Origin of the sequence: Nocardia sp. NPDC050718 (genome assembly GCF_040654235.1) — a bacterium.
Classification (GTDB): Bacteria; Actinomycetota; Actinomycetes; order Mycobacteriales; family Mycobacteriaceae; genus Nocardia.
In genome coordinates, this window is sequence record NZ_JBFAHQ010000001.1 from 1,173,262 (window position 1) to 1,192,004 (window position 18,743).

Sequence of the window (18,743 nt, forward strand, 5' to 3'; positions counted from 1 at the left end):
GCGTGGCGCCGGATTCGCACCGGCGCCGGGCGATCGGGCCGACCAGGAGGAACATCATGACCGAGCGCATCGCCGCGGTGGACTGCGGTACCAACTCGATTCGTCTGCTGATCTCCGAGGTCGGCGCCGACGGCGGCCTCACCGATGTGCACCGGGAGATGCGCATCGTGCGGCTCGGCCAGGGGGTCGACGCGACCGGCAGGCTCGCGCCCGAGGCGATCGAGCGCACGCGCGTCGCGCTGGCGGACTACGTCGATGTGATGCTGGCCCAGGGCGTTTCCCGGGTGCGCATGGTCGCCACCTCCGCCACCCGCGATGCCGCCAACCGCGACGACTTCTTCGACATGACCCGCGCCGAGCTGGGCCGGGTCGTGCCGGGCGCGGTCGCCGAGGTGATCACCGGCGACGAGGAAGCGCGGCTGTCCTTCGCCGGCGCTGTCGGCGAACTGTCCGCCGACGCCGGGCCGTTCGTGGTGGTCGACCTGGGTGGTGGTTCCACCGAACTGGTCGTCGGCGACGGCGACGGCGTGCAGGCGGCCTACTCCGCCGACATCGGCTGCGTGCGGGTCACCGAACGCTGTCTGCCCGGCAACCCGCCGACGCCCGAACAGGTCGAGGCGGCGCGGGAATTCGCGCAGACCAAGCTCGACGAGGCGTTCGCGAAGGTTCCGGTGGACCGGGTGCACACCTGGGTCGGTGTCGCGGGCACCATGACCACCATCACCGCCGTCGCGCTGGACCTGCCCGAATACGACTCGACCCGGGTCCACCTGACCCGGCTGAGCCTGGCCGAGGTCCACCAGGTGTGCGACCGCCTGATCGCGATGAACCACGACGAGCGCGCGGCGCTTGGCCCCATGCACCCCGGCCGGGTCGACGTCATCGGCGGCGGCGCCGTCATCACCGAGGTGCTGGCCGACGAATTGGCCAGGCGCGCCGGCGTTTCCGAGCTGATCGTCAGCGAGCACGACATCCTCGACGGCATCGCGATGTCCGTCATCGCCTGATCGACACGACATCGCCGCGCACCGGAAGGCTTCCGATGCGCGGCGACGTGGACCGTCGGATCAGGGCAGCACCTGGGGAATGACCTCCGGCGCCACGGCACCGACAGCCGCGCCGATGAGCGCGCCGACCAGGGCGTTGGGCAGGCCGACCAGCCCGACGCACGGCAGGTACAGGATCATGGTCGTGATCATCGGCACGCACACCACCGCGGCGGCGATCAGGCCGACGCCGGCGCCGATCGCGGCGGCATTGTGCACCGGATCGGAATTCTGCGCGGTCGGGTTGGTGGCGATGGTCTTCAGTTCGGTGGCCGCGGCCTGCGAGACCTGCGGGGTCGCCCGCAGCGTGCGCCCGTCGGCGGAGATCTCGGTGGCCACGGTGATGGTGTTGCCGCCGACGGTGCCGAAGGTGGTGGGCACCTGCGCGATCGGGCTGCCGGTCGCCGATTCGACCGTCAGCATGCCGTCCTGGCCGAGGACGAATCGTCCGTCGTCGACGGTCGCCGACACGGTCCGCAGATCCGGTGTGACGTCGGTGCGGTAGGCGATGCCCTCGGCCTGGCCGTGCGAGGCCAGCCCCTGGACGAACCTGGCCTGCTGATCGGCATCGACATCGGCCGAGGCCACCCCGGCGCAGGTGACGGCCACGGCGACCGGCAGGGCGGCGGCGAGCAGCCGCCGGCCGAGGCCGGAACTCGAGTTCTGGAACATATCGGAGAAACTCCCTCTCCGAATTCGCCCGAAGAAATCGGCCCCCCGGGTGAATCCGAAATATCGTGGTCGATGAACACAGATGATTCGGATTGCCCCGCCGTCTTGGATGGAATTCCCGGCCGGGCTAATTCCGCCCGGGCGTGGCGCGGAGTGTTGCGCCCGGGCCCGGCCGGACCGGCGCGCGGTAACGCGGCGGGGACACCCGCGTGGGGACGGGTGCCGGACCGAGGGCGGCGACCAATTCCCGGCGCCGCTCCGGCCCGATGAACCGCCGGTCGCGAAAAGTGAGCGCGCCCTCCATCGCCCAGAGCATTTCCGGATTCAGGCCGGGCACTTGCGCCGCGCGCAGCCGCCGATAGGTTTCCACCGCGCCGAGTTCGGCGAGTTCGTCGAGCGAACGCACGTCCGCGTGCGCGAGCATCGCCGCCGCCGCGTGCCCGAGTTCGGCGCCGCGCCCGCGATATTCGCGAATACGCAAATGGGCGTCACCCCCGACGGTTTCGGCTTCGCTCCAGACCTCGGCGCGCAAGGCGTCCGGGGAAGCCGGCTGGTCGGCGCGGGCGAGAACGCGGGTGCGCGCCTGCCGGGCGACGCCGACCATCGGGCGAAATGCGCGGAAGATCTGGATCTCGCCGTCGTGACCGTGCCGCCATTCGTCCAGATACACGTGGTCGGTGCCGAATCCGGCGGAATCGAGTCGTGCGGCGTCGAGCGCCCAGACCCGGCAGTCGTCGGGGGTGCGTGGGGTGAGCACCAGCATCCCGCGGCGGCGGGTGATGTCCCCGCCGACCCGGCGATGGCGGTGCCCGGCCGACCACGCGTCCGCGGCGCGGGGCTCCAGCGTCCGGTCCAGGCCGAACGTCTGCCAGCGGACGGTCCCCGTTGGATCGCCTTCCCGCGTCTGCCGCTTCAGTGCCGCCGCGGCCTGATCGTCGAATCGGGTGTGCCAGCCCGGCACCAGCACGATGGGATCGGCGGGGTCGGCGTCGAATGGCGTCGGCACCAGGAACTCCCGGTCGAGGAGGATCACGGTCCCCGGCCGCGACTGATACGACAGCCCCCACAGCAGCCTGGCCAGCAGCTTCGCGCCGTGGTCATCCGACAGCACATGCCACGTCTCGTGGAACCGATTCGTGCTGAACCGGGCGCGCGTCCCCGGCCGCGGCACGATCACCGTCCGTACACCACGCACTCCCCGCACCGAATGCCGGTGCAGTTTCAACCCGTTGCCGATCTCCCGGGTGTTCCCCGGCCGTTGTCTTTTCATCTCCCCAAGGAGGCCATATCGCCCCGCGTGCGAGCAACGGCTTTTCCGCGTGGCAGCGCCGTTACCGCCGTGCCGTGGTCGACGATCAAGCCCCGAGAGCAAACCTTCGGCGACCTCGGCTCGGGTGGGGCTGATCGCACCGAGGTGGGCCTGTCGTAACGGTTCGTGGCTGGTTGCGGCTTTCCGGATCGCCGGGAGCTTACTGTCGGGGTGAGCACTGGGTTGGCCGAACCGGGTTGCCGCCGGTTCACGACGCGTGAGGTGGTGGGACTGCCATGGTCGACGGGGCGGTTTCCGGGGGTGCTGATCAGCTGTCGGGCAGCAGGCGGCTGCTGGCGATTCTGCTGGCGATGGCCATGTTCGTCCTCGTCGTCGACACCTCGCTGATGAACGTGTCGATCTCGGCGGTGGTGCGTGACCTCGACACCACCGTCAGCGGCGTGCAATCCGCGATCGCGCTCGAGGCGCTGGTGTCGGCGGCCTTCATCCTGATCGGCAGCAAGGTAGGGGACCTGATCGGCCGTCGCCGTGCCTACGTGCTCGGCCTGCTCGGCTACGCGACCGGCGCGACCGCGATGACGTTCGCGCAGAGCCTCACCGCGGTGATCGTGCTGTGGGCCGTGGTCGGTGGCATCGGCGCGTCCCTGCTGCTGCCCGCCATGCAGTCGCTGGTGCACGGCAACTTCCACGGGGCGGCGCAGAAGAAGGTGTACGCGCTCGTCGGCGCGGCGGCCGCGATCGCCGCCGCGGTGGGACCGCTGCTCGGCGGCTTCGTCACGACCTACCTGTCGTGGCGCGTCGGGTTCGCGCTCGAAGTCGTGATCATCGTCGCCGTCCTGTCCGGGATCGGGCTGGTTCGCGACGTGCCCTACACGGGGTCGCGCGGCGTGGATGTGGTCGGTGCCGCGCTGTCGGTCCTCGGCATGGGCGGCATCGTGCTGGGGATCCTGGTGTGGCAGGAGGGCGGCGAGGCCGTCGCGGCCTTGCTGGTGGCCGGTGCGGCCGCGCTGATCGGGCTGGCGTACTGGCTGATCCGCCGGAAGCGGCGGGGCGAACCCGCGCTGATGGATCCGGACCTGTTCCGGTCCAAGGCGTTCCGGCTCGGGGTCACCGGGCAGATGCTCCAGCAGATCGCGCTGGGCGGCACGATGATCGCGCTGCCGATCTACCTGCAGATGGTGCTCGAGTACAACGCGATGCAGGCGGGCCTGTCGCTGGCGCCGCTCTCGCTGAGCATGTTCGCCGTCGCGCTGATCGCGGGTCGGCGGGCGGGGGCGCGGCGCTCGGCGCCGATCATCCGGTGGGGGTTCGTCCTGGTCACCGTCGGTATCGCGGTGCTCGTTCCGCTGGTGCCGCGCGCGGAGTTCGGGTGGGCGCTGCTGGCGCCGCTCGTCGTGGCGGGCGCGGGCCTGGGTCTGCTCGTCTCGCAGCTGAACAACTACACGCTCGCGCCGATCTCGGAGGAGCGGGTCAGCGAAGCCTCGGGCACCAACTCCGCCGCCGGGTCGTTCGGGCTCTCGTTCGGCCTGGCCTTCGCCGGCGCGATCATGCTGGCCACACTGTCGCTCACCTTCACCGCGATGGCGGAGTCGAGCGAGGTGCTCCCGCCCGCCGAGCAGGCGCACGTCGCCCAGGTACTCGAGGACGACGCGCAGGTCATGAGCAACACCGAACTCGAGGCGCTGCTCGCCGGTCAGCCCCCGGCGATCAGCGAGGAGATCATCCGGATCAACACCGACGCGCGGCCGCTCGCGCTCCAGGCGGCGCTGCTGGTGCCGATCCTGGCCGGACTCCTCGGCCTGCTCAATTCGTTCCGCATGGTGCGCGAACCCGACGCACCACCCACCCCGAGCACCACACCAGGGCCGTTCTGACCTCCTACCGCGTCGGTGCCCATGCCGGTGCCCATCCAGGAGGTCGCCCTCGGCGGATCTCCCGGTGCCATGGCGTTCTGTAGTTCCACGGTCGGTTGGGTGCCGCTCGTCGGTCCCTTCGCCGCCTTGATCTGCGCGGCGTGAACGCGGCCGTCGTCCCGGCACCGGTGGCTCGCTGCCGGGTCGGGGCGCGGCGAGCCGGGTTGGTTGGACCACCGAGCGGCTAGCCGGGCAGTGGCGCGATGGTGTCGGCCTCGGCACGCAGCGCGGTCGCCTCGTCGGCGCGGTCCAGTTCGGACAGGCCGTCCGCCTGGGCGCGCAGCGCGAGGGCGAGCGTGTCCTTCATGCTCCGCCCGAGCTTCTCGACCTCGATCACCAGGCATTTCGTTGTCGTTTTCGCCTGCGGCCGAGTCGCTTTCGACACCAGCGCCGGGAACTTCCGGTCGAATCGACCGACGATCCAGCGGCGCAGTTCGATCTCCTCGGCCCGCAGGGCGACGGCCTCCCGCGTCCGGCCGAGTTCGTCGAGATAGAACGCCTCCTCGTAGAGCGACTGCGCGAAGCTGGTCGTCTTGGCGCGGCCGAGCGGCATCGCGACCATCTCGCGGCGCACCGCCGTCGACTCCGCCGCGTGCCGCAGCGCCGCGGCCGTATCGTCGACGACCCAGTGCCTGCGCGCGATCCGGCTGTGGAACTCGCCGAGCTTGTCGGCGAGGACGTGGGTGCCGATCGCGAACGGCGGCGGCCGCAGCCCGATCACCTCCGCCGTGCGCCCGGCCGAGAGCAGCGAGCTGTAGCGATCCGGTTGCGGATGCGCCTTGTCCCAGGCGATTCCGCTGTCCACGAGATGCAGGGCGGCACCGTGGGTGAGCGTCCACCCGCCGACCACCTCGGCGGCGACCGCGAGATACATCACCGCCGCGACCACCAGCGCCGACACCACCGCGACCGGCCACGTCCACCCCGACGGCGACAGCTTCCACACCGCCACCGCGACCACGTCCGCCACCGCCACCGCCACGAAAGACCAACCGGCGAGCAGTATTCCGCGCCGCGGCAGCGCTGCCAGCGCCAGCCACACCGCCGCCCGGCCCGCACCGGTGAACCCGATGCCGGGCAGGAGCAGCAGCGCCAGCCACAGCTCCTGGCCGGTCCACAGCCAGATCGGCACGCCGATCGTCGCCGCGAGCACCGCCCAGATGAGCGCCGCCCCCCAACTGCCGAAATCCTCCCCGGAACCCATGCCCAGATATTCCCCGCCGCCACCGACAGAAACTAGTGTTAGACATATGTGAGTGTTTGTCTTACCGTGGAGGCATGAGTTCAACGACGTCTCATGTGGTCGGGTTCGAGCTGCGCTCCGGGGAAACCTGGCGCGACCCCTGGTCCATGTACTCCGCGCTGCGTGACCAGGACCCGGTCCACCGGGTGATCCCCGACGGGCGGGAAGCCGACGACTTCTACGTGCTGTCCCGCCACGCCGATGTCTGGGCCGCGGCCAGGGATCCCGAGACCTTCTCCTCCGCGGCGGGATTGACCGTCGACTACGTCGACCTGGCGGCGGCGGGCTTCGGCGCCGTCAAGCCGTTCGTCTTCATGGACCCGCCCGAGCACACCGATTTCCGGCGCCGGGTGGCTCCGGGATTCACTCCGCGCCAGGTGAATTCGGTGGAGCCCGCGGTCCGCCGCTTCGTCGTCGAGCGGATCGAGCGGCTGCGCGCTGCGGGCGAGGGTGACATCGTGCAGGAGCTGTTCAAGCCCCTGCCCACGATGGTCGTCGCGCACTATCTCGGTGTGCCGGAACGCGATCACGGCAAGTTCGACGAGTGGACCGAGAACATCGTCGGCGGTGCGGTCGCCGGCGCCGGGCTGGCCGCGGGGGATGAGCACGCCTTCACCGCCGTCGGTGAGCTGGTCGGCTACTTCTCCGAGCTGATCGCCCGTCGCCGGGTCGAACCGGGCGACGACACCATCTCGCACCTGCTGGCCTCCGGTCTCGGCGCCGACGGCGACAACGACGGCCTGATCGCGATCCTCGGCTTCGCGTTCACCATGATCACGGGCGGCAACGACACCACCACCGGCAATCTGGGCGGCGCGGTCCAGCTCCTCACCGCCTACCCCGACCAGCGCCGACAGCTCGCCGACGACCCGTCGCTCATCCCGGACGCCATCGAGGAATTCCTCCGCATGACCTCCCCGGTGCAGGGGCTGGCCCGCACCGCCACCCGCGATGTCGAACTCCACGACACCACCATCCCCGCCGGGCGGCGCGTGCTGCTGCTCTACGGCTCGGCCAACCGGGACGAGCGCGAATTCGGAGCAACGGCAGCCGAACTCGACATCCGCCGCAATCCGAAGCGCATCCTCACGTTCAGTCACGGGCACCACCACTGCCTGGGCGCGGCCGCGGCCCGCATGCAGGCACGCGTCGCGCTCGAGGAACTGCTGGCCCGCTGCCCCGATTTCACCGTGGACCTCGACGCCGTGCGGTGGGCCCACGGCAACTACGTCCGCTGGCCGCTGTCGGTGCCTTTCCACGCGACGGGTGCGGCGTGAGCGGCGACTGGCTGGCCACCGACCGCGCGGATCTGGCCGCCGAGCGGATTCTCGACGCGGCCGCCGAACTGTTCGCCGAGCGCGGGGTGGCCGCGGTCGGCATGCGCGATATCGCCGCGGCGGCCGGGTGCTCCCGGGCCACGCTGTACCGCTACTTCGACAATCGGCAGGCCGTCCGGATCGCCTTCGTGCACCGCGAGACCCGGCGCATCGTCGCCGGGCTCACCGATCAGGTGCGCGACATCGCCGACCCGGGGGAGCGGATCATCGCCGCGATGCTCGCCGCGATCGCCGCGGTCCGCGCCGACCCGCTGCTGATCGCCTGGTTCCGCCCCGGCGATTCCGGCACCGCCGGTCGCATCAGCCGGGACTCCGACGTCATCGAGTCACTGGCGGCGACCATCTTCGCCGACATCGACCTCGGCGATCCCGAACGCAGCAGGCTGGCCCGCTGGCTGACCCGCGTCATCGTCTCGTTCCTGGCCACGCCGGGCCGTGACGAGGCAGACGAACGCGCGATGCTGCGGGAGTACGTCGCCCCGATCGTCACGCGCGCCGCCCCCACCTGGGCCGACCGCTGAGTCAGCGCCCCGGTTCGGCGGTCTTCCGGTCGAGGTGGGCGACGCGCGGTTCCGGCATCGCGCACGCCATCCCGTCGGCCATGCCGGTCGGCTGCACGCCGAGGCCCTGGTTGAGCCGCGCCCGCTGGTTCTCCCACGCGATGGCCGCGGCCAGCTCGGTCAGCTGGGTCTTGGACAGGTGGGTGAGCAGGGTCGCGCGCAGCTCGTCGAGGTCGACCGCCGGGGTCGAGGTCATCGCCTCGGCGAACTCGATCACCAGCTTCTCCAGCTCGGTGTAGGCGTCGCTGGTCCGGTAGCGGGGCAGCTCGGTGATCTGGGCCCTGGTCAGTCCGGAGGTGTGCGCCAGCGCCGAGCCGATGTCGAGACAGAACTGGCAGGCCACCAGCCCCGCCGTCTTGAGCTCGGCGAGTTCCTTGAGCCGGGGATCGAGCTTGTTGCTGAACAGCAGCGCCGTCTCGTAGGCCATGGTCGCCGCCCCGATCTGGGGGCGTCGGCCCAGCCACCCGACCAGATCGCCGCGATTGCGCCGCGCCTGCCCGATCACCGTGGCGTATCCCCTGATCCGCTCGAGCACTCGCATCGAAACCACCCCTTCGTGTCGACGATTCGCCTACCTCCGAACCTACTCCGCCGCCCCAACTAGAACGTGTTCTATATTCGAGGAAAGTTCCGGCGATCCCTCGGGAGTCCAGATATGTACCAGTGGTCCGACGAAGACCTGATGTTCCGCGACGCTGTGCGCGGGTTCATCGCCAAGGAGATCACCCCGCACGTCGACCAGCTGGAGAGCGGGGCGCTGCCGCCGTTCGACATCATCCGCAAGCTCTACGCCACCTTCGGTCTGGACGAGATGGCGCGCGAAGGGCTGGACAAGGCCCTCGCCCGCGAGGAGGCGGGCACCACCGGATCGGGCAAGTCGGGCGGCGGGTTCAGTGGCGCGGGCAGCATGGGCGTCATCCTCAACAGCGAGCTGGCCGGGGTCAGCCTTGGCCTGGTGGCGTCGATGGGCGTGAGCCTCGGCCTCACCGCCGGCACCATCCGCAGCCGCGGCACCCTCGCCCAGAAGAAGCGCTGGCTGCCCGAGCTGGTCACCATGGCCAAGGTCGGCGCCTGGGCCATCACCGAGCCGGACTCGGGCTCCGACGCCTTCGGCGGGATGAAGTCCTACGTCCGCCGCGACGGCGCGGACTACATCCTCAACGGCCGCAAGACCTTCATCACCAACGGCCCGTACGCCGACGTCACCGTCGTCTACGCCAAGCTGGACGAAGAGGACGGCACCGACCGCCGCGACCGCAAGGTGCTCGCGTTCGTGCTGGACAAGGACATGCCCGGTTTCGTGCAGAGCCCGCCGTTCAAGAAGATGGGCATGAATTCCTCGCCCACCGGCGAGCTGTTCTTCGAGAACGTCCGCATCACCCCCGACCGCCTGCTCGGCGAGACCGAGAACCCGGCCAAGGGCGACGGAAAGGACAGTGCCAAGGAGTCTTTCGCGGCCGAGCGCATCGGCATCGCCTCGCTGGCGCTGGGCATCATCAACGAATGTCACCGCCTGTGCATCGATTACGCCAAGTCCCGCAAGCTGTGGGGCAAGGAGATCGCGCAGTTCCAGCTCATCCAGCTCAAGCTGGCCGAGATGGAGATCGCGCGGATCAATGTGCAGAACATGGTCTTCAACGCCATCGAGCGCACCGCCGCGGGCGACAAGGTGACCCTCGCCGAAGCCTCCGCGATGAAGCTCTACTCCTCCCGTGCCGCCACCGAGGTGGCGATGGAGGCCGTCCAGCTCTTCGGTGGCAACGGCTACATGGCCGAGTACAAGGTCGAGCAGCTCGCCCGCGACGCCAAGTCCCTGATGATCTACGCGGGCAGCAACGAAATCCAGGTCACCCACATCGCGAAGGGTCTGATCGCCGGATAGCGCAGGGCGCGCTACCGCGCGGATGGCGGGTTTTCGCTGTTCGCGCAGGTAGCGGGCTCGTATACTGCGGAGATGCGAATCCGCCGGGTTGTCCTCGTCGGCGCCGCGGTGGTCACCGCGGCGGTCACCCTCGCGCCGGCGGCCGCGGCGACGCCGTCCTCCGGCGTCACGGTCGAACCGCTCGCGCAGGTCGACGTGAGCGCCTTCAGCCCGTTCGCCTCGCTACCGAGCAAGTTCACCTTCCGCCGGATCACGCTCGCGCCCGGCGGCACCCTCGGCTGGCACTATCACGACGGCAACGTCCTCGCGTTCGTCACCGCGGGCGAGGTCACCCGGTACGAGGCGGCGGACTGCCTGCCGGTGACATATTTCGCCGGTCAGGGCCTGTCCGAGACGGTCGGCCCTGATCACGTCCACGTCGGCCGCAATCTCGGCACCGTGCCCGCCGAGCTGTACGTCGCCTACCTCAACCGCGCGAACGAACCGCTCTTCGTCGACGCCGCCGACCCGGACTGTCCGTAGTCGGCGGGCCGTCGACCCTCGCGGTGGCTTTTCGGCGGTCTCCAATGCCGAGCCGCGCTTCGGCACCGTCCGATCGGCGGCTGGTCTGGTCAGGCGCCGAGGCATGCCCCGGCGCCGCCCGCGGCGAACGTCTCGGTGCTGCAATAGGCGGCCCGCGGGTAGTACGGGCCCATCGTGACGGCCGGGTCGGTTCCCGCATCCTGCGACGCCTGGACCGAGTTCGGGTAGAACGCCGCGCTCGGGGTCATGTTCCGCAGGAACAGCACCTTGTCCACGTCGGTGCTGCCCCAGGGAATCGTTGTCACGGTCGACGGGAGATTCGCGGGCAGGTCCGCGGGCGCGGCGAGCACATAGGTGTAGTAGCCGTCGGCGTCGAGCGCGGTCTGGAAGTCGGACGCGCAGGCGACGACGGGGTACGGGGTGCGCAGGTCGTTCTGGCACATCGACCAGTACCGCACCTGGGTCGGCTCGGTCGGTGACTGCCCGGCCCTGGTGTCCGGGAAGGTCGGGGCCTTCGCTCGCACCACCACCAGGCGGCCCGGCTGGTAGCTGATGCGGGTCCCGACGTACTTGTTGTCACCGTTCGGGAAGAGCCCGGCGGTGCTGGCCGGATTGCCGAAGGTGGCCTCCGGGGCATTGCCGGGGAACGCGCCAGAGGCGGCCGCGGCGATGCCCTGATCGAAGACCGCCTTCGCGGCGTCGGCGACGGGACCGGTGTAGGTCGCCGGGTTGAACGGCTGCTCGCACGGCTGGGCCGGAACCTGATTGCCCGCGAGGGTCAGCTTCACGTCCGGCAGGGGAACACCACCGCTGAGCGAGGCCGGATCGGTCGGCACGTAGACCCGGACGATGACGAACCCGATCGGCGTGCTCTGCCCGCTCGCGACCGCCTGGATCTCGTTGCGGCTGTGGTTGGCCGGGCCGTTGACCAACCTGGCGTGCCACCGCTGCTGGTCCGTCGGCAGCGCGGCGGCGGAGGCGTCGACATACGGGTTGCCGCTGCCCGGGTCGGGGGCGATCTGGTTGTCGCGCAACGTGTCCACGGTGTTCAGATCGGTCCCGTAGGTGTTCAGCGAGAAATACCGCGCGGCCGGATAGGTCCCCGACAACTCGATCGAGTCACCCGGCCCCAGCACGTACGGCATCAGCCAGTACGTCGAGTTCGCGTCGGGGAACGCCACATTCAGCACGGTGTCGTTCGACATGAACCGCCACGCGCACAGCGCCGAGTCCGGCGGCCCCGCCGAGGCGGGCGCGGCGAACCCGACCACTCCCGAGATCAGGGCGACCACACACCCCAGCCGGACGAACAAGGCAACAACCGAATGCATGACGATCCCTCCGCTGCGCTCGAACTGTCGAACTGTCGAAGAATCCGCACGTCCACGTCACCGCGGTCGGCTCGCGACCCAACATAGACCACCCCACGGCCGGAGAACCCCGCGGGGACGCCGATCAGCGCGTCCCGTCGACCGCGCGCGTCAGGCGCCGCGCGACTTCGCCCTGGGGATGAATCGACAAAGCCTGGTTGACAATCAGCCAATCCGCGATGTCGTCACCGCGGACGTACTTCCGGAAACAGTTGTAGATCGCGTAGTAGCCGAGCTCGATCGAATCGGGAAAGGCCAGATCGTCGTCCTGGAGCGCGGCGAGGGGCTCGAGATACCGGCTGTCGACATCCGCGTGATCCACGCCGGCTCGCGCCGCGCGCAGGGCATGGGCTGGCAGCTCGACATCGACGTCGTGCCACATCCCGACCACCGAGTCGCGATAGCGAAGCGCGGCAGGCTTTCCCCTGACATAATCGTTCCAGGTCAGCAGGGCATCGTCGCACAGCGAGAGATGAACGAGTCGTCGACTGTCGGCTCCCAGCTGGAAGAAGGGGTGCGTCGATGTCATAGGCGATTCTAACGAGGCATTCAGCCCGAACAGGCCCCTGACCCCGACATTCGGGGCAATCGAAATCGCAGGCCCGACTCTACGATTCGGTCATGATTCTCCTGACTCGGCTACCGCGCGTCGGTGTCGCGGCCCTCGCCCTCACCACCGGACTCCTCCTCGCGGCAGCCCCAGCCGCCGCGGAAACCCCCACCACGGGCAGCAGCTCACTCGGCACCGGCTCCGCCCAGGACCTCATCGAGGCCTTCGCCTGCGCCGTCGGCGCCATGTCCTGCCCCATCGTCATCCCGCAGTGACCCCTCGACCCAGCCGTGCTGAGTGCCCCACTGGGACTCGAACCCTGACTTGGCGGATCTTAAGTTTGGCGAGTTGCATCGTTGCAGGTCACGGCAACGTTGGTGAATGAGGGCATTCTGGTCTGACCTGCGAAAACATGGGTTTGTAGGTTGGCGCGGTTGGTCGCATTCGAACCTACTGCGGACAATTTGCGGACTTTCCGACCTCGAACGCATGACCCTTTGCAGAGCATCCTGGAGTGGTGGTCACACAGCCGGGAGGGGCGCGGGGTATGGACGCTGTGAGGGTCGGGGTAGTCGGCTTCAGCTGGGGATGCTGGAAGTGCAGTGAGTCAGTTCAGTGTGTCGTCGGGCCATACCGATACGGCGACAACGAGATTCCACTGGGAGATCCTGCCCAGACTCTGGCGCGCGAGATCCTGTTACAGGACGGCAAGACCGAGGTGGCTGCGCTGCTCGTTCGGAAACACCACCGAGATGGCAGCGAAGGCGAATTGGCGTCACACTGCGGAAGCTGCGGCGCTGTTCAGGGCAATTTCTACGTCCAAAATGAGGCGCTGAGTCGACTCATCGACGCCGATGGGCACATCGAGACTCTCGATCTGATCGCTGACGGCGAGTGCGATGAAGCTGCATGGAAGGATGCATCACCCGAGTACGGGGATGGTGTCGGCATGATCTACTTCTAACGACCGGTGCGACAGAAGCTGCGGGAGTGCGACCCCGCAGCTTTTGTCGTGTCTGGACCGCGATTGGCCCTGTGCTGGTTGGGGTGCGCATGAGGTGGGCTGGCTCCCCGGCTGCCCGACAAGGCCTGCCTTTCACGCGCAGAGGCTCAAAGGTCAAGAGTGGACTCGTCCATCAGCGCAGCTGACGCGAAGCGCCCTTGGGGTGTGAGGGGCGCGGGATCACAATGCAGGCGAACCCACACAGGGTCGCGCGGCCACCGGCCGCGGTACCGCTCACCTTGCGCAACGACTGCACCCGGCCGTCAGAAGAGCCCGGAGACGAGTCCGCAGACCATTCCTGTCAGGGTCACGACCACACCCCCGATTGCAACCTGGAAGTCCTTGGCTGAGCTGATGTTGAGTTCGGATTTGAGCTCGATTGCCGCCTGATTGAGGGCTGAGTGCACCTCCGCCATCTCAAGGCGGGGAGCGGCCTCTACCTCGACGATGTGCTCGCGCAGGTCTTCGATCATGTCCCGGAGTATTCGAGTCTCCCCGGCAACACTTTCAATCTGCTCACTCATGGGCGCGTGCGGATCGACGCGAAGTTGGGCGACTGTTCGGACAGACAGGTGACCTTCGCCGGAGAAGGTTACGTCTATGGCGGGAACTGGCGGCTCCTCACCAATGCCGACCTTCTGCAGGATCTGAGCAAGACGAGTTCGCGCCCGGTCCCGAAGGCTGTTCACTCGCCCGGTTGCCTTCTCCCAGGCAATGAAGAGCCCGACGGCCGTAGTGACGGTGCCGATGATTTCGAGGACATCTCCAAATGTCTTCACTGGCAGACGTTATCGCGCGATGTGCGCAGGCAGAGCCGTGATGTCACCACTCAACCGGTGGACCACAGCGGTCGAGTGGCACAGTGCCGGTGGATTCCGTTCAGCAATTCGCCCTGCGGAGTTTCTGGCCTGGGTCGACTGGTATGCCACCGGCAGATTCCGTCGACACGGAGACGGGCTGCACCAGGCGGAGAGGAACCCTGGTGACCATCGCTGCTATCTGCCGGGAGCACGCAACAACAGCGGTGGACTGGCTGAGTGCCAGGCCGACTACGTGTTCCCGTCGCACAAGGGTGCGGTGCTCCCTCTCGGTGAGTTCCGGTGGGCGTTGGATGCGGCGATCGAAGCGGCGAGGTGCCCGGGGTGGTTCCGCACAGCTTGCGCCATACGGCGGCCTCGCTGGCGATCAGTGCCGGGGCCAACATAAAGGTCGTGCAGCGGATGCTGGGGCACAAGACGGCAACCTTGACGCTCGATCTGTATGGCCATCTGTTCGACGAAGACCTCGACCCGTGGCGGCTGCTCTCGATCTCAGGGCGCGAGCTGCTGCGGACTTACTGCGGACCGAACAGGCGAGTTGATCAGAAATCACAGGATGTCAGGCCGTCTACCTGCGCGAATGAAGTGCCCCCACAGGGACTCGAACCCTGACTTGGCGGATTTTAAGTCCGCTGCCTCTGCCAATTGGGCTATAGGGGCGTCCGGGACAGCCTAGCGACTCGTACGGGTGTACCGGAATCGTGTCGGTATACAAGGTCGGCCCGGCGTGTCGCCGGTGACAGCGCCGAACCGACCTTATCGCCGATGGGGCTGGTCAGCCGGTCGGCGGGCGATTACCGAGGACGGAGTGGCGGCGGCCGTAGGCGAAGTAGACGGCGAAGCCGAGGATCATCCAGACGATGAAGCGCAGCCAGGTCTCCACCGAGAGGTTGACCATCAGCCACAGGCAGGAGAGCACGGCCAGGATGGGGATCAGCGGGACGAACGGGACGCGGAAACCACGCGGCAGGTCGGGGCGGGTGCGGCGCAGGACGATCACGCCGACCGAGACCAGCACGAAGGCGAACAGGGTGCCGATGTTCACCATTTCCTCGAGCGTGCCGAAGTCGACGAAGCCGGCCAGCACGCAGCAGACGATGCCGACGATGACGGTCAGCCGAACCGGCGTGCCGCGCGAACCGGTGTGAGCCAGCCAGCGCGGCAGCAGCCCGTCGCGCGCCATCGCGAACAGCACGCGGGTCTGCCCGAGGAACAGCACCATCACGACGGTGGTCAGACCGGCCAGCGCGCCGATGGAGATGACGTTCTTGGCCCAGTCCACGCCGTGGATGGCGAACGCGGTGGCCAGCGTGGCGTTCTCGCCCGCCAGATCGGTGTAGGGCACCATGCCGGTGAGCACCAGCGACACCGCGACGTAGAGCACGGTCACGATGAGCAGCGAGCCGAGAATGCCGCGCGGCACCGCCTTCTGCGGGTTCTTGGTCTCCTCGGCGGCGGTGGCGACGACGTCGAAACCGATGAACGCGAAGAACACCAGGCTGGCCGCGGCGAGCAGGCCGTACCAGCCGAAGTTGCTGTTGCCCGCGCCGGTGAGGAACGAGAACAGCGACTGGTGCAGGCCGCTGGCGCCGTCCTCCTCGGGCTGCGACGGCGGGATGTAGGGGCTCAGGTTGGATGCCTTGAAGTAGGTGATGCCGAGGACCAGCACCAGCGCGATGACGGCGAGCTTGATCGCGACCGCGATCGCCGACACCCGCGAGGACACCTTGGTGCCGATGGCAAGCAGCACACCGAGCACCGCGATCAGCGTGACCGCGCCCCAGTCGAAGGTGACCGAGCCGAGCTGCACGGTGGCGGTCTCGAAGCCGAAGACGGTGCCGAGGTACTGCGACCAGCCCTTCGCGACCACCGACGCGGCGAGCGCGAATTCGAGAATGAGGTCCCAGCCGATGATCCAGGCCACCAGTTCACCGAAGGTCGCGTACGAGTAGGTGTACGCGCTGCCCGCCACCGGCACGGTCGAGGCGAATTCGGCGTAGCAGAACGCGGTGAGACCGCACGCGATGGCGGCGAACACGAACGCCAGCGAGACCGACGGCCCGGCCACATTGCCCGCGGTGCGGGCGGTCAGCGTGAAGATGCCCGCGCCGACCACCACGGCGACACCGAAGATCGTCAGATCCCAGGCCGTCAGGTCTTTGCGGAGTTTGGAATCGGGCTCATCGGTGTCGAGGATGGATTGCTCTACGGATTTGGTGCGGAACAATCCGCTGCCTCGGCCTGTGGAACGGCCTGCCGCTGGCGTGGCGTCCGGTGTCGGCACGGTCTTCTCCTTCTGTGCGAACGTCTTCGGGGGATACCCGGCGGCAGGTCAGTGCACGCCCTGCATATGGCGCTTGATCCAGGGCGCGAGCGCGGCCACGACGAGACCGGCCACGATGGCGGCGGCACCGCTGATGCCGAAGTACGCGGTCTCGTTGTCGGGGCTGTAGTAGCGGGCCAGGGTGCCCGCCATGGACGTGCCGATACCGACCGAGAAGAAGTACAGGGCCATCATCTGCGAGCGGTACGCGGCGGGGGCGAGATGGGTGGTCACCGCGAGACCGATCGGCGAGAGCAGCAGCTCGGAGACGGCGAAGCCGCCCAGGATGAGGAAGACCGCGAGCACCGGCACTGTCTTGCCCTCGAAGCCGCTCAGCAGCGCGAACATCCAGAAGGCGATACCCATGCCGATGACGCCGAGGGCGAACTTGATCGGGGTGCTCGGCGCCCGGTTGCCCAGCTTGGTCCACATCAGCGCGAACAGCGGCGAGAGCGCGATGATCCACACCGGCTCCACCGACCCGATCCAGCTGGCCGGCGCCTCCCAGCCGAAGATGCGCCAGTCGACGCGTTCGTCGGAGTACACCGCGAGCATGGTGAACATCTGCTGGAACAGCGACCAGAACACCGCGTTGGCGATGAACAGCGGGATGAACGCGCGCACCCTGGTGCGCTCGACCTGGGTCACCTTGGCGCTGGTGAGCAGCACGGCGAAGTAGACGACCGAGGCGACCACGATGACGCCGGTGGTGACATCGGACAGATTGTCCAGGGTGAGCAGCCCGGTCAGCACCGCCACCAGCACCGCGACGGCGGCGATGGCCACGCCGATCAGCACCGGATTCAGCTCGCGGCGGGTGAGCGGATTGGGCACGTCGCGGCCGTGCGTGCCGAGGTTGCGCCGGAAGACCACGTACTGGGTCAGGCCGAGGGCCATGCCGACCGCGGCGGCGGCGAAACCGGCGTGGAAGCCCCACTCGCGTTGCAGCAGGCCGGTCAGCAGCGGGCCGGTGAAGGCACCGAGATTGATGCCGAGATAGAAGAGGGTGAAGCCACCGTCGACGCGCGCGTCCGTCGGCGAGTACAGGGTGCCGAGCAGGGACGAGGCGTTGGCCTTGAGCGCGCCGCTGCCGAACGCGACGAGCACGAGGCCGACGCCGACCCCGGCCAGTCCGGGCAGCACCGCCAGCGCGATATGGCCCGCCATGACCACGACACCGCCGTAGAAGACAGTGCGCTCCATGCCCAGCACCCGGTCGGCAATCCAGCCGCCGAGGACCGTCGACAGATACACCAGCCCGCCGTAGGCGCCGACGATGCCGAGCGCCGTGCTCTGGTCGAGGCCGAGTCCACCTTCGGTGGTGGAGTAGTAGAGGTAATAGCCCAGGATCGTGAGCATGCCGTAGAAGGAGAAACGCTCCCACAGCTCGACACCGAACAGGTTGGTGAGTCCGATCGGATGGCCGAACAGGGTCCGTTCGCCAGCCTCGTCGGCGGGGCCGGGCGGGTCGCCGAGCCGCGTTTCTTCGGTGGACATAGGGGAACGATCCCACGTCCAAACGGTGTACAGCAATTTTCCCGCATCGCCGCGGCTTCGGCGCGCCGCGCCGCCTCGGCGCCGATGTTCTCGGCGCGCGGCGGGCCCGCGCGCGAATTACCCTGGAGTGGCCGGATTCCCGCGACGGACGAGGAAATCAGACATGCTGACTGCCGAGGTGACCGTGCCGGTCGACCGCGCGGCGGCCTTCGCGACCCTGGCCGACGGCTGGCTGTACGCGAGCTGGGTGGTCGGCGCCTCGCATATCGGCCGGGTCGATCCCGATTGGCCCGCCGTCGGCAGCCAGATCCACTATCGCTTCGGGCTCTGGCCGGTACTGATCAGCGACACCACGGTGGTCCGCGCCGCCGATCCGCCGCATCGGCTGGAGCTGGAGGCGCGCCTGTGGTCGGTCGGCTCGGCGTGGATCCGGCTCACCCTGTCCGAGGCGACGCCGGGGCACACCACCATCCGGATGACCGAGCGCGCGTCCGGCGGGCCCGCGCGGCTGATTCCCGGGGTGGCGCAGGATCTGGCCTTCGCCGCGCGCAATCAGGAATCGCTGGATCGGCTGGCGGATTTGATCAGGGCACGGGCGCAGAACTCCTGATCGCAAGATCGCAACCGGTCGGTTCGAAATGAATGCCCCTATTTCCAGGGGCGCCGTTCCAGGAGTTCGCGCACGCTGGATTCATCTCGATAATTGCGAAACAGAATGTGCCGGAACGGAATTCGAA

The 18,743-nt window shown here is 68.5% G+C and carries 19 protein-coding genes and 1 tRNA gene; 10 read left to right on the forward strand and 10 right to left on the reverse strand.

Going from position 1 to position 18,743, the window contains the following annotated elements; genetic code table 11:
* Window positions 1-56: 56 nt before the first annotated feature.
* On the forward strand, window positions 57-1,007 hold the full coding sequence (locus AB0H54_RS05390) for a Ppx/GppA phosphatase family protein (RefSeq protein ID WP_357342907.1): 951 nt from the start codon (window positions 57-59) through the stop codon (window positions 1,005-1,007).
* Between the two features lie 60 nt (window positions 1,008-1,067).
* Here AB0H54_RS05390 and AB0H54_RS05395 read toward each other — a convergent pair whose 3' ends face one another.
* Both AB0H54_RS05395 and AB0H54_RS05400 read right to left on the reverse strand, forming a co-directional pair.
* On the reverse strand, window positions 1,068-1,718 hold the full coding sequence (locus AB0H54_RS05395) for a hypothetical protein (protein WP_355273281.1): 651 nt from the start codon (window positions 1,716-1,718) through the stop codon (window positions 1,068-1,070).
* A 127-nt stretch (window positions 1,719-1,845) separates the two neighbouring features.
* Window positions 1,846-3,090, reverse strand: a complete 1,245-nt coding sequence (locus AB0H54_RS05400) for a TfoX/Sxy family DNA transformation protein (RefSeq protein WP_357342909.1) — start codon at window positions 3,088-3,090, stop codon at window positions 1,846-1,848.
* A gap of 173 nt (window positions 3,091-3,263) precedes the next feature.
* Between AB0H54_RS05400 and AB0H54_RS05405 the strand changes: the two genes are divergently transcribed.
* Window positions 3,264-4,862, forward strand: a complete 1,599-nt coding sequence (locus tag AB0H54_RS05405) for an MFS transporter (RefSeq protein ID WP_357342911.1) — start codon at window positions 3,264-3,266, stop codon at window positions 4,860-4,862.
* A gap of 223 nt (window positions 4,863-5,085) precedes the next feature.
* Here the strand turns inward: AB0H54_RS05405 and AB0H54_RS05410 are convergent, their stop codons facing one another.
* Window positions 5,086-6,105 carry a hypothetical protein gene (locus AB0H54_RS05410; RefSeq protein WP_357342913.1) on the reverse strand — a complete coding sequence of 340 codons (1,020 nt, stop codon included), beginning with the start codon at window positions 6,103-6,105 and terminating at the stop codon, window positions 5,086-5,088.
* Window positions 6,106-6,179: 74 nt separating this feature from the next.
* On the opposite strand from AB0H54_RS05410, the gene AB0H54_RS05415 reads away from it, so the two are divergent.
* Complete coding sequence (locus AB0H54_RS05415; protein ID WP_357342915.1) at window positions 6,180-7,421, forward strand: cytochrome P450; 1,242 nt, start codon at window positions 6,180-6,182, stop codon at window positions 7,419-7,421.
* Window positions 7,418-8,002, forward strand: a complete 585-nt coding sequence (locus AB0H54_RS05420; protein WP_357342917.1) for a helix-turn-helix domain-containing protein — start codon at window positions 7,418-7,420, stop codon at window positions 8,000-8,002. The genes AB0H54_RS05415 and AB0H54_RS05420 overlap by 4 nt, the downstream gene beginning before the upstream one ends.
* A 1-nt stretch (window position 8,003) precedes the next feature.
* Here the strand turns inward: AB0H54_RS05420 and AB0H54_RS05425 are convergent, their stop codons facing one another.
* A complete protein-coding gene (locus AB0H54_RS05425) occupies window positions 8,004-8,582 on the reverse strand; it encodes a carboxymuconolactone decarboxylase family protein (protein ID WP_357342919.1) in 579 nt (192 codons plus the stop codon).
* Window positions 8,583-8,696: 114 nt separating this feature from the next.
* On the opposite strand from AB0H54_RS05425, the gene AB0H54_RS05430 reads away from it, so the two are divergent.
* Window positions 8,697-9,923: an acyl-CoA dehydrogenase family protein gene (locus AB0H54_RS05430; protein WP_355273268.1), complete on the forward strand. Its 1,227-nt coding sequence runs from the start codon at window positions 8,697-8,699 to the stop codon at window positions 9,921-9,923.
* A gap of 72 nt (window positions 9,924-9,995) precedes the next feature.
* Complete coding sequence (locus tag AB0H54_RS05435) at window positions 9,996-10,445, forward strand: cupin domain-containing protein (RefSeq protein WP_357342921.1); 450 nt, start codon at window positions 9,996-9,998, stop codon at window positions 10,443-10,445.
* Window positions 10,446-10,534: 89 nt separating this feature from the next.
* Here the strand turns inward: AB0H54_RS05435 and AB0H54_RS05440 are convergent, their stop codons facing one another.
* Window positions 10,535-11,776: a hypothetical protein gene (locus tag AB0H54_RS05440; RefSeq protein WP_357342923.1), complete on the reverse strand. Its 1,242-nt coding sequence runs from the start codon at window positions 11,774-11,776 to the stop codon at window positions 10,535-10,537.
* A gap of 124 nt (window positions 11,777-11,900) precedes the next feature.
* Window positions 11,901-12,344, reverse strand: coding sequence for a hypothetical protein (locus AB0H54_RS05445; RefSeq protein ID WP_357342925.1), 444 nt, complete (start codon window positions 12,342-12,344; stop codon window positions 11,901-11,903).
* A 92-nt stretch (window positions 12,345-12,436) separates the two neighbouring features.
* On the opposite strand from AB0H54_RS05445, the gene AB0H54_RS05450 reads away from it, so the two are divergent.
* On the forward strand, window positions 12,437-12,640 hold the full coding sequence (locus tag AB0H54_RS05450) for a hypothetical protein (RefSeq protein WP_357342927.1): 204 nt from the start codon (window positions 12,437-12,439) through the stop codon (window positions 12,638-12,640).
* Between the two features lie 272 nt (window positions 12,641-12,912).
* Window positions 12,913-13,329, forward strand: a complete 417-nt coding sequence (locus tag AB0H54_RS05455; RefSeq protein WP_357342929.1) for a hypothetical protein — start codon at window positions 12,913-12,915, stop codon at window positions 13,327-13,329.
* 302 nt (window positions 13,330-13,631) lie between these two features.
* Here the strand turns inward: AB0H54_RS05455 and AB0H54_RS05460 are convergent, their stop codons facing one another.
* Window positions 13,632-14,147 carry a hypothetical protein gene (locus AB0H54_RS05460; protein ID WP_357342931.1) on the reverse strand — a complete coding sequence of 172 codons (516 nt, stop codon included), beginning with the start codon at window positions 14,145-14,147 and terminating at the stop codon, window positions 13,632-13,634.
* A gap of 363 nt (window positions 14,148-14,510) precedes the next feature.
* Between AB0H54_RS05460 and AB0H54_RS05465 the strand changes: the two genes are divergently transcribed.
* Window positions 14,511-14,798 (forward strand): tyrosine-type recombinase/integrase, encoded by a 288-nt coding sequence (locus tag AB0H54_RS05465; RefSeq protein ID WP_357342933.1) that lies wholly within the window; start codon window positions 14,511-14,513, stop codon window positions 14,796-14,798.
* Here AB0H54_RS05465 and AB0H54_RS05470 read toward each other — a convergent pair.
* The 3 genes from AB0H54_RS05470 to AB0H54_RS05480 form a co-directional block, all read right to left on the reverse strand.
* A tRNA-Leu gene (locus AB0H54_RS05470) sits at window positions 14,773-14,846 on the reverse strand. The genes AB0H54_RS05465 and AB0H54_RS05470 overlap by 26 nt on opposite strands.
* 115 nt (window positions 14,847-14,961) lie before the next feature.
* Window positions 14,962-16,470 carry an amino acid permease gene (locus tag AB0H54_RS05475; RefSeq protein ID WP_357342935.1) on the reverse strand — a complete coding sequence of 503 codons (1,509 nt, stop codon included), beginning with the start codon at window positions 16,468-16,470 and terminating at the stop codon, window positions 14,962-14,964.
* A gap of 48 nt (window positions 16,471-16,518) precedes the next feature.
* The gene (locus tag AB0H54_RS05480) at window positions 16,519-18,006 is read right to left on the reverse strand and encodes an oligopeptide:H+ symporter (RefSeq protein WP_357342937.1); all 1,488 of its coding nucleotides are present in this window, start codon (window positions 18,004-18,006) and stop codon (window positions 16,519-16,521) included.
* Between the two features lie 163 nt (window positions 18,007-18,169).
* Between AB0H54_RS05480 and AB0H54_RS05485 the strand changes: the two genes are divergently transcribed.
* On the forward strand, window positions 18,170-18,616 hold the full coding sequence (locus AB0H54_RS05485) for an SRPBCC family protein (protein ID WP_357342939.1): 447 nt from the start codon (window positions 18,170-18,172) through the stop codon (window positions 18,614-18,616).
* The last annotated feature ends 127 nt before the right edge of the window (window positions 18,617-18,743 follow it).

Coding starts and splice junctions, on each gene's coding strand:
- AB0H54_RS05445 (WP_357342925.1), bottom strand. CDS start 12,344: ATGACATCGACGCACCCCTTCTTCCAGCTGGGAGCCGACAGTCGACGA.
- AB0H54_RS05415 (WP_357342915.1), top strand. CDS start 6,180: ATGAGTTCAACGACGTCTCATGTGGTCGGGTTCGAGCTGCGCTCCGGG.
- AB0H54_RS05450 (WP_357342927.1), top strand. CDS start 12,437: ATGATTCTCCTGACTCGGCTACCGCGCGTCGGTGTCGCGGCCCTCGCC.
- AB0H54_RS05480 (WP_357342937.1), bottom strand. CDS start 18,006: ATGTCCACCGAAGAAACGCGGCTCGGCGACCCGCCCGGCCCCGCCGAC.
- AB0H54_RS05395 (WP_355273281.1), bottom strand. CDS start 1,718: ATGTTCCAGAACTCGAGTTCCGGCCTCGGCCGGCGGCTGCTCGCCGCC.
- AB0H54_RS05405 (WP_357342911.1), top strand. CDS start 3,264: ATGGTCGACGGGGCGGTTTCCGGGGGTGCTGATCAGCTGTCGGGCAGC.
- AB0H54_RS05455 (WP_357342929.1), top strand. CDS start 12,913: ATGGACGCTGTGAGGGTCGGGGTAGTCGGCTTCAGCTGGGGATGCTGG.
- AB0H54_RS05485 (WP_357342939.1), top strand. CDS start 18,170: ATGCTGACTGCCGAGGTGACCGTGCCGGTCGACCGCGCGGCGGCCTTC.
- AB0H54_RS05435 (WP_357342921.1), top strand. CDS start 9,996: ATGCGAATCCGCCGGGTTGTCCTCGTCGGCGCCGCGGTGGTCACCGCG.
- AB0H54_RS05440 (WP_357342923.1), bottom strand. CDS start 11,776: ATGCATTCGGTTGTTGCCTTGTTCGTCCGGCTGGGGTGTGTGGTCGCC.
- AB0H54_RS05410 (WP_357342913.1), bottom strand. CDS start 6,105: ATGGGTTCCGGGGAGGATTTCGGCAGTTGGGGGGCGGCGCTCATCTGG.
- AB0H54_RS05390 (WP_357342907.1), top strand. CDS start 57: ATGACCGAGCGCATCGCCGCGGTGGACTGCGGTACCAACTCGATTCGT.
- AB0H54_RS05430 (WP_355273268.1), top strand. CDS start 8,697: ATGTACCAGTGGTCCGACGAAGACCTGATGTTCCGCGACGCTGTGCGC.
- AB0H54_RS05425 (WP_357342919.1), bottom strand. CDS start 8,582: ATGCGAGTGCTCGAGCGGATCAGGGGATACGCCACGGTGATCGGGCAG.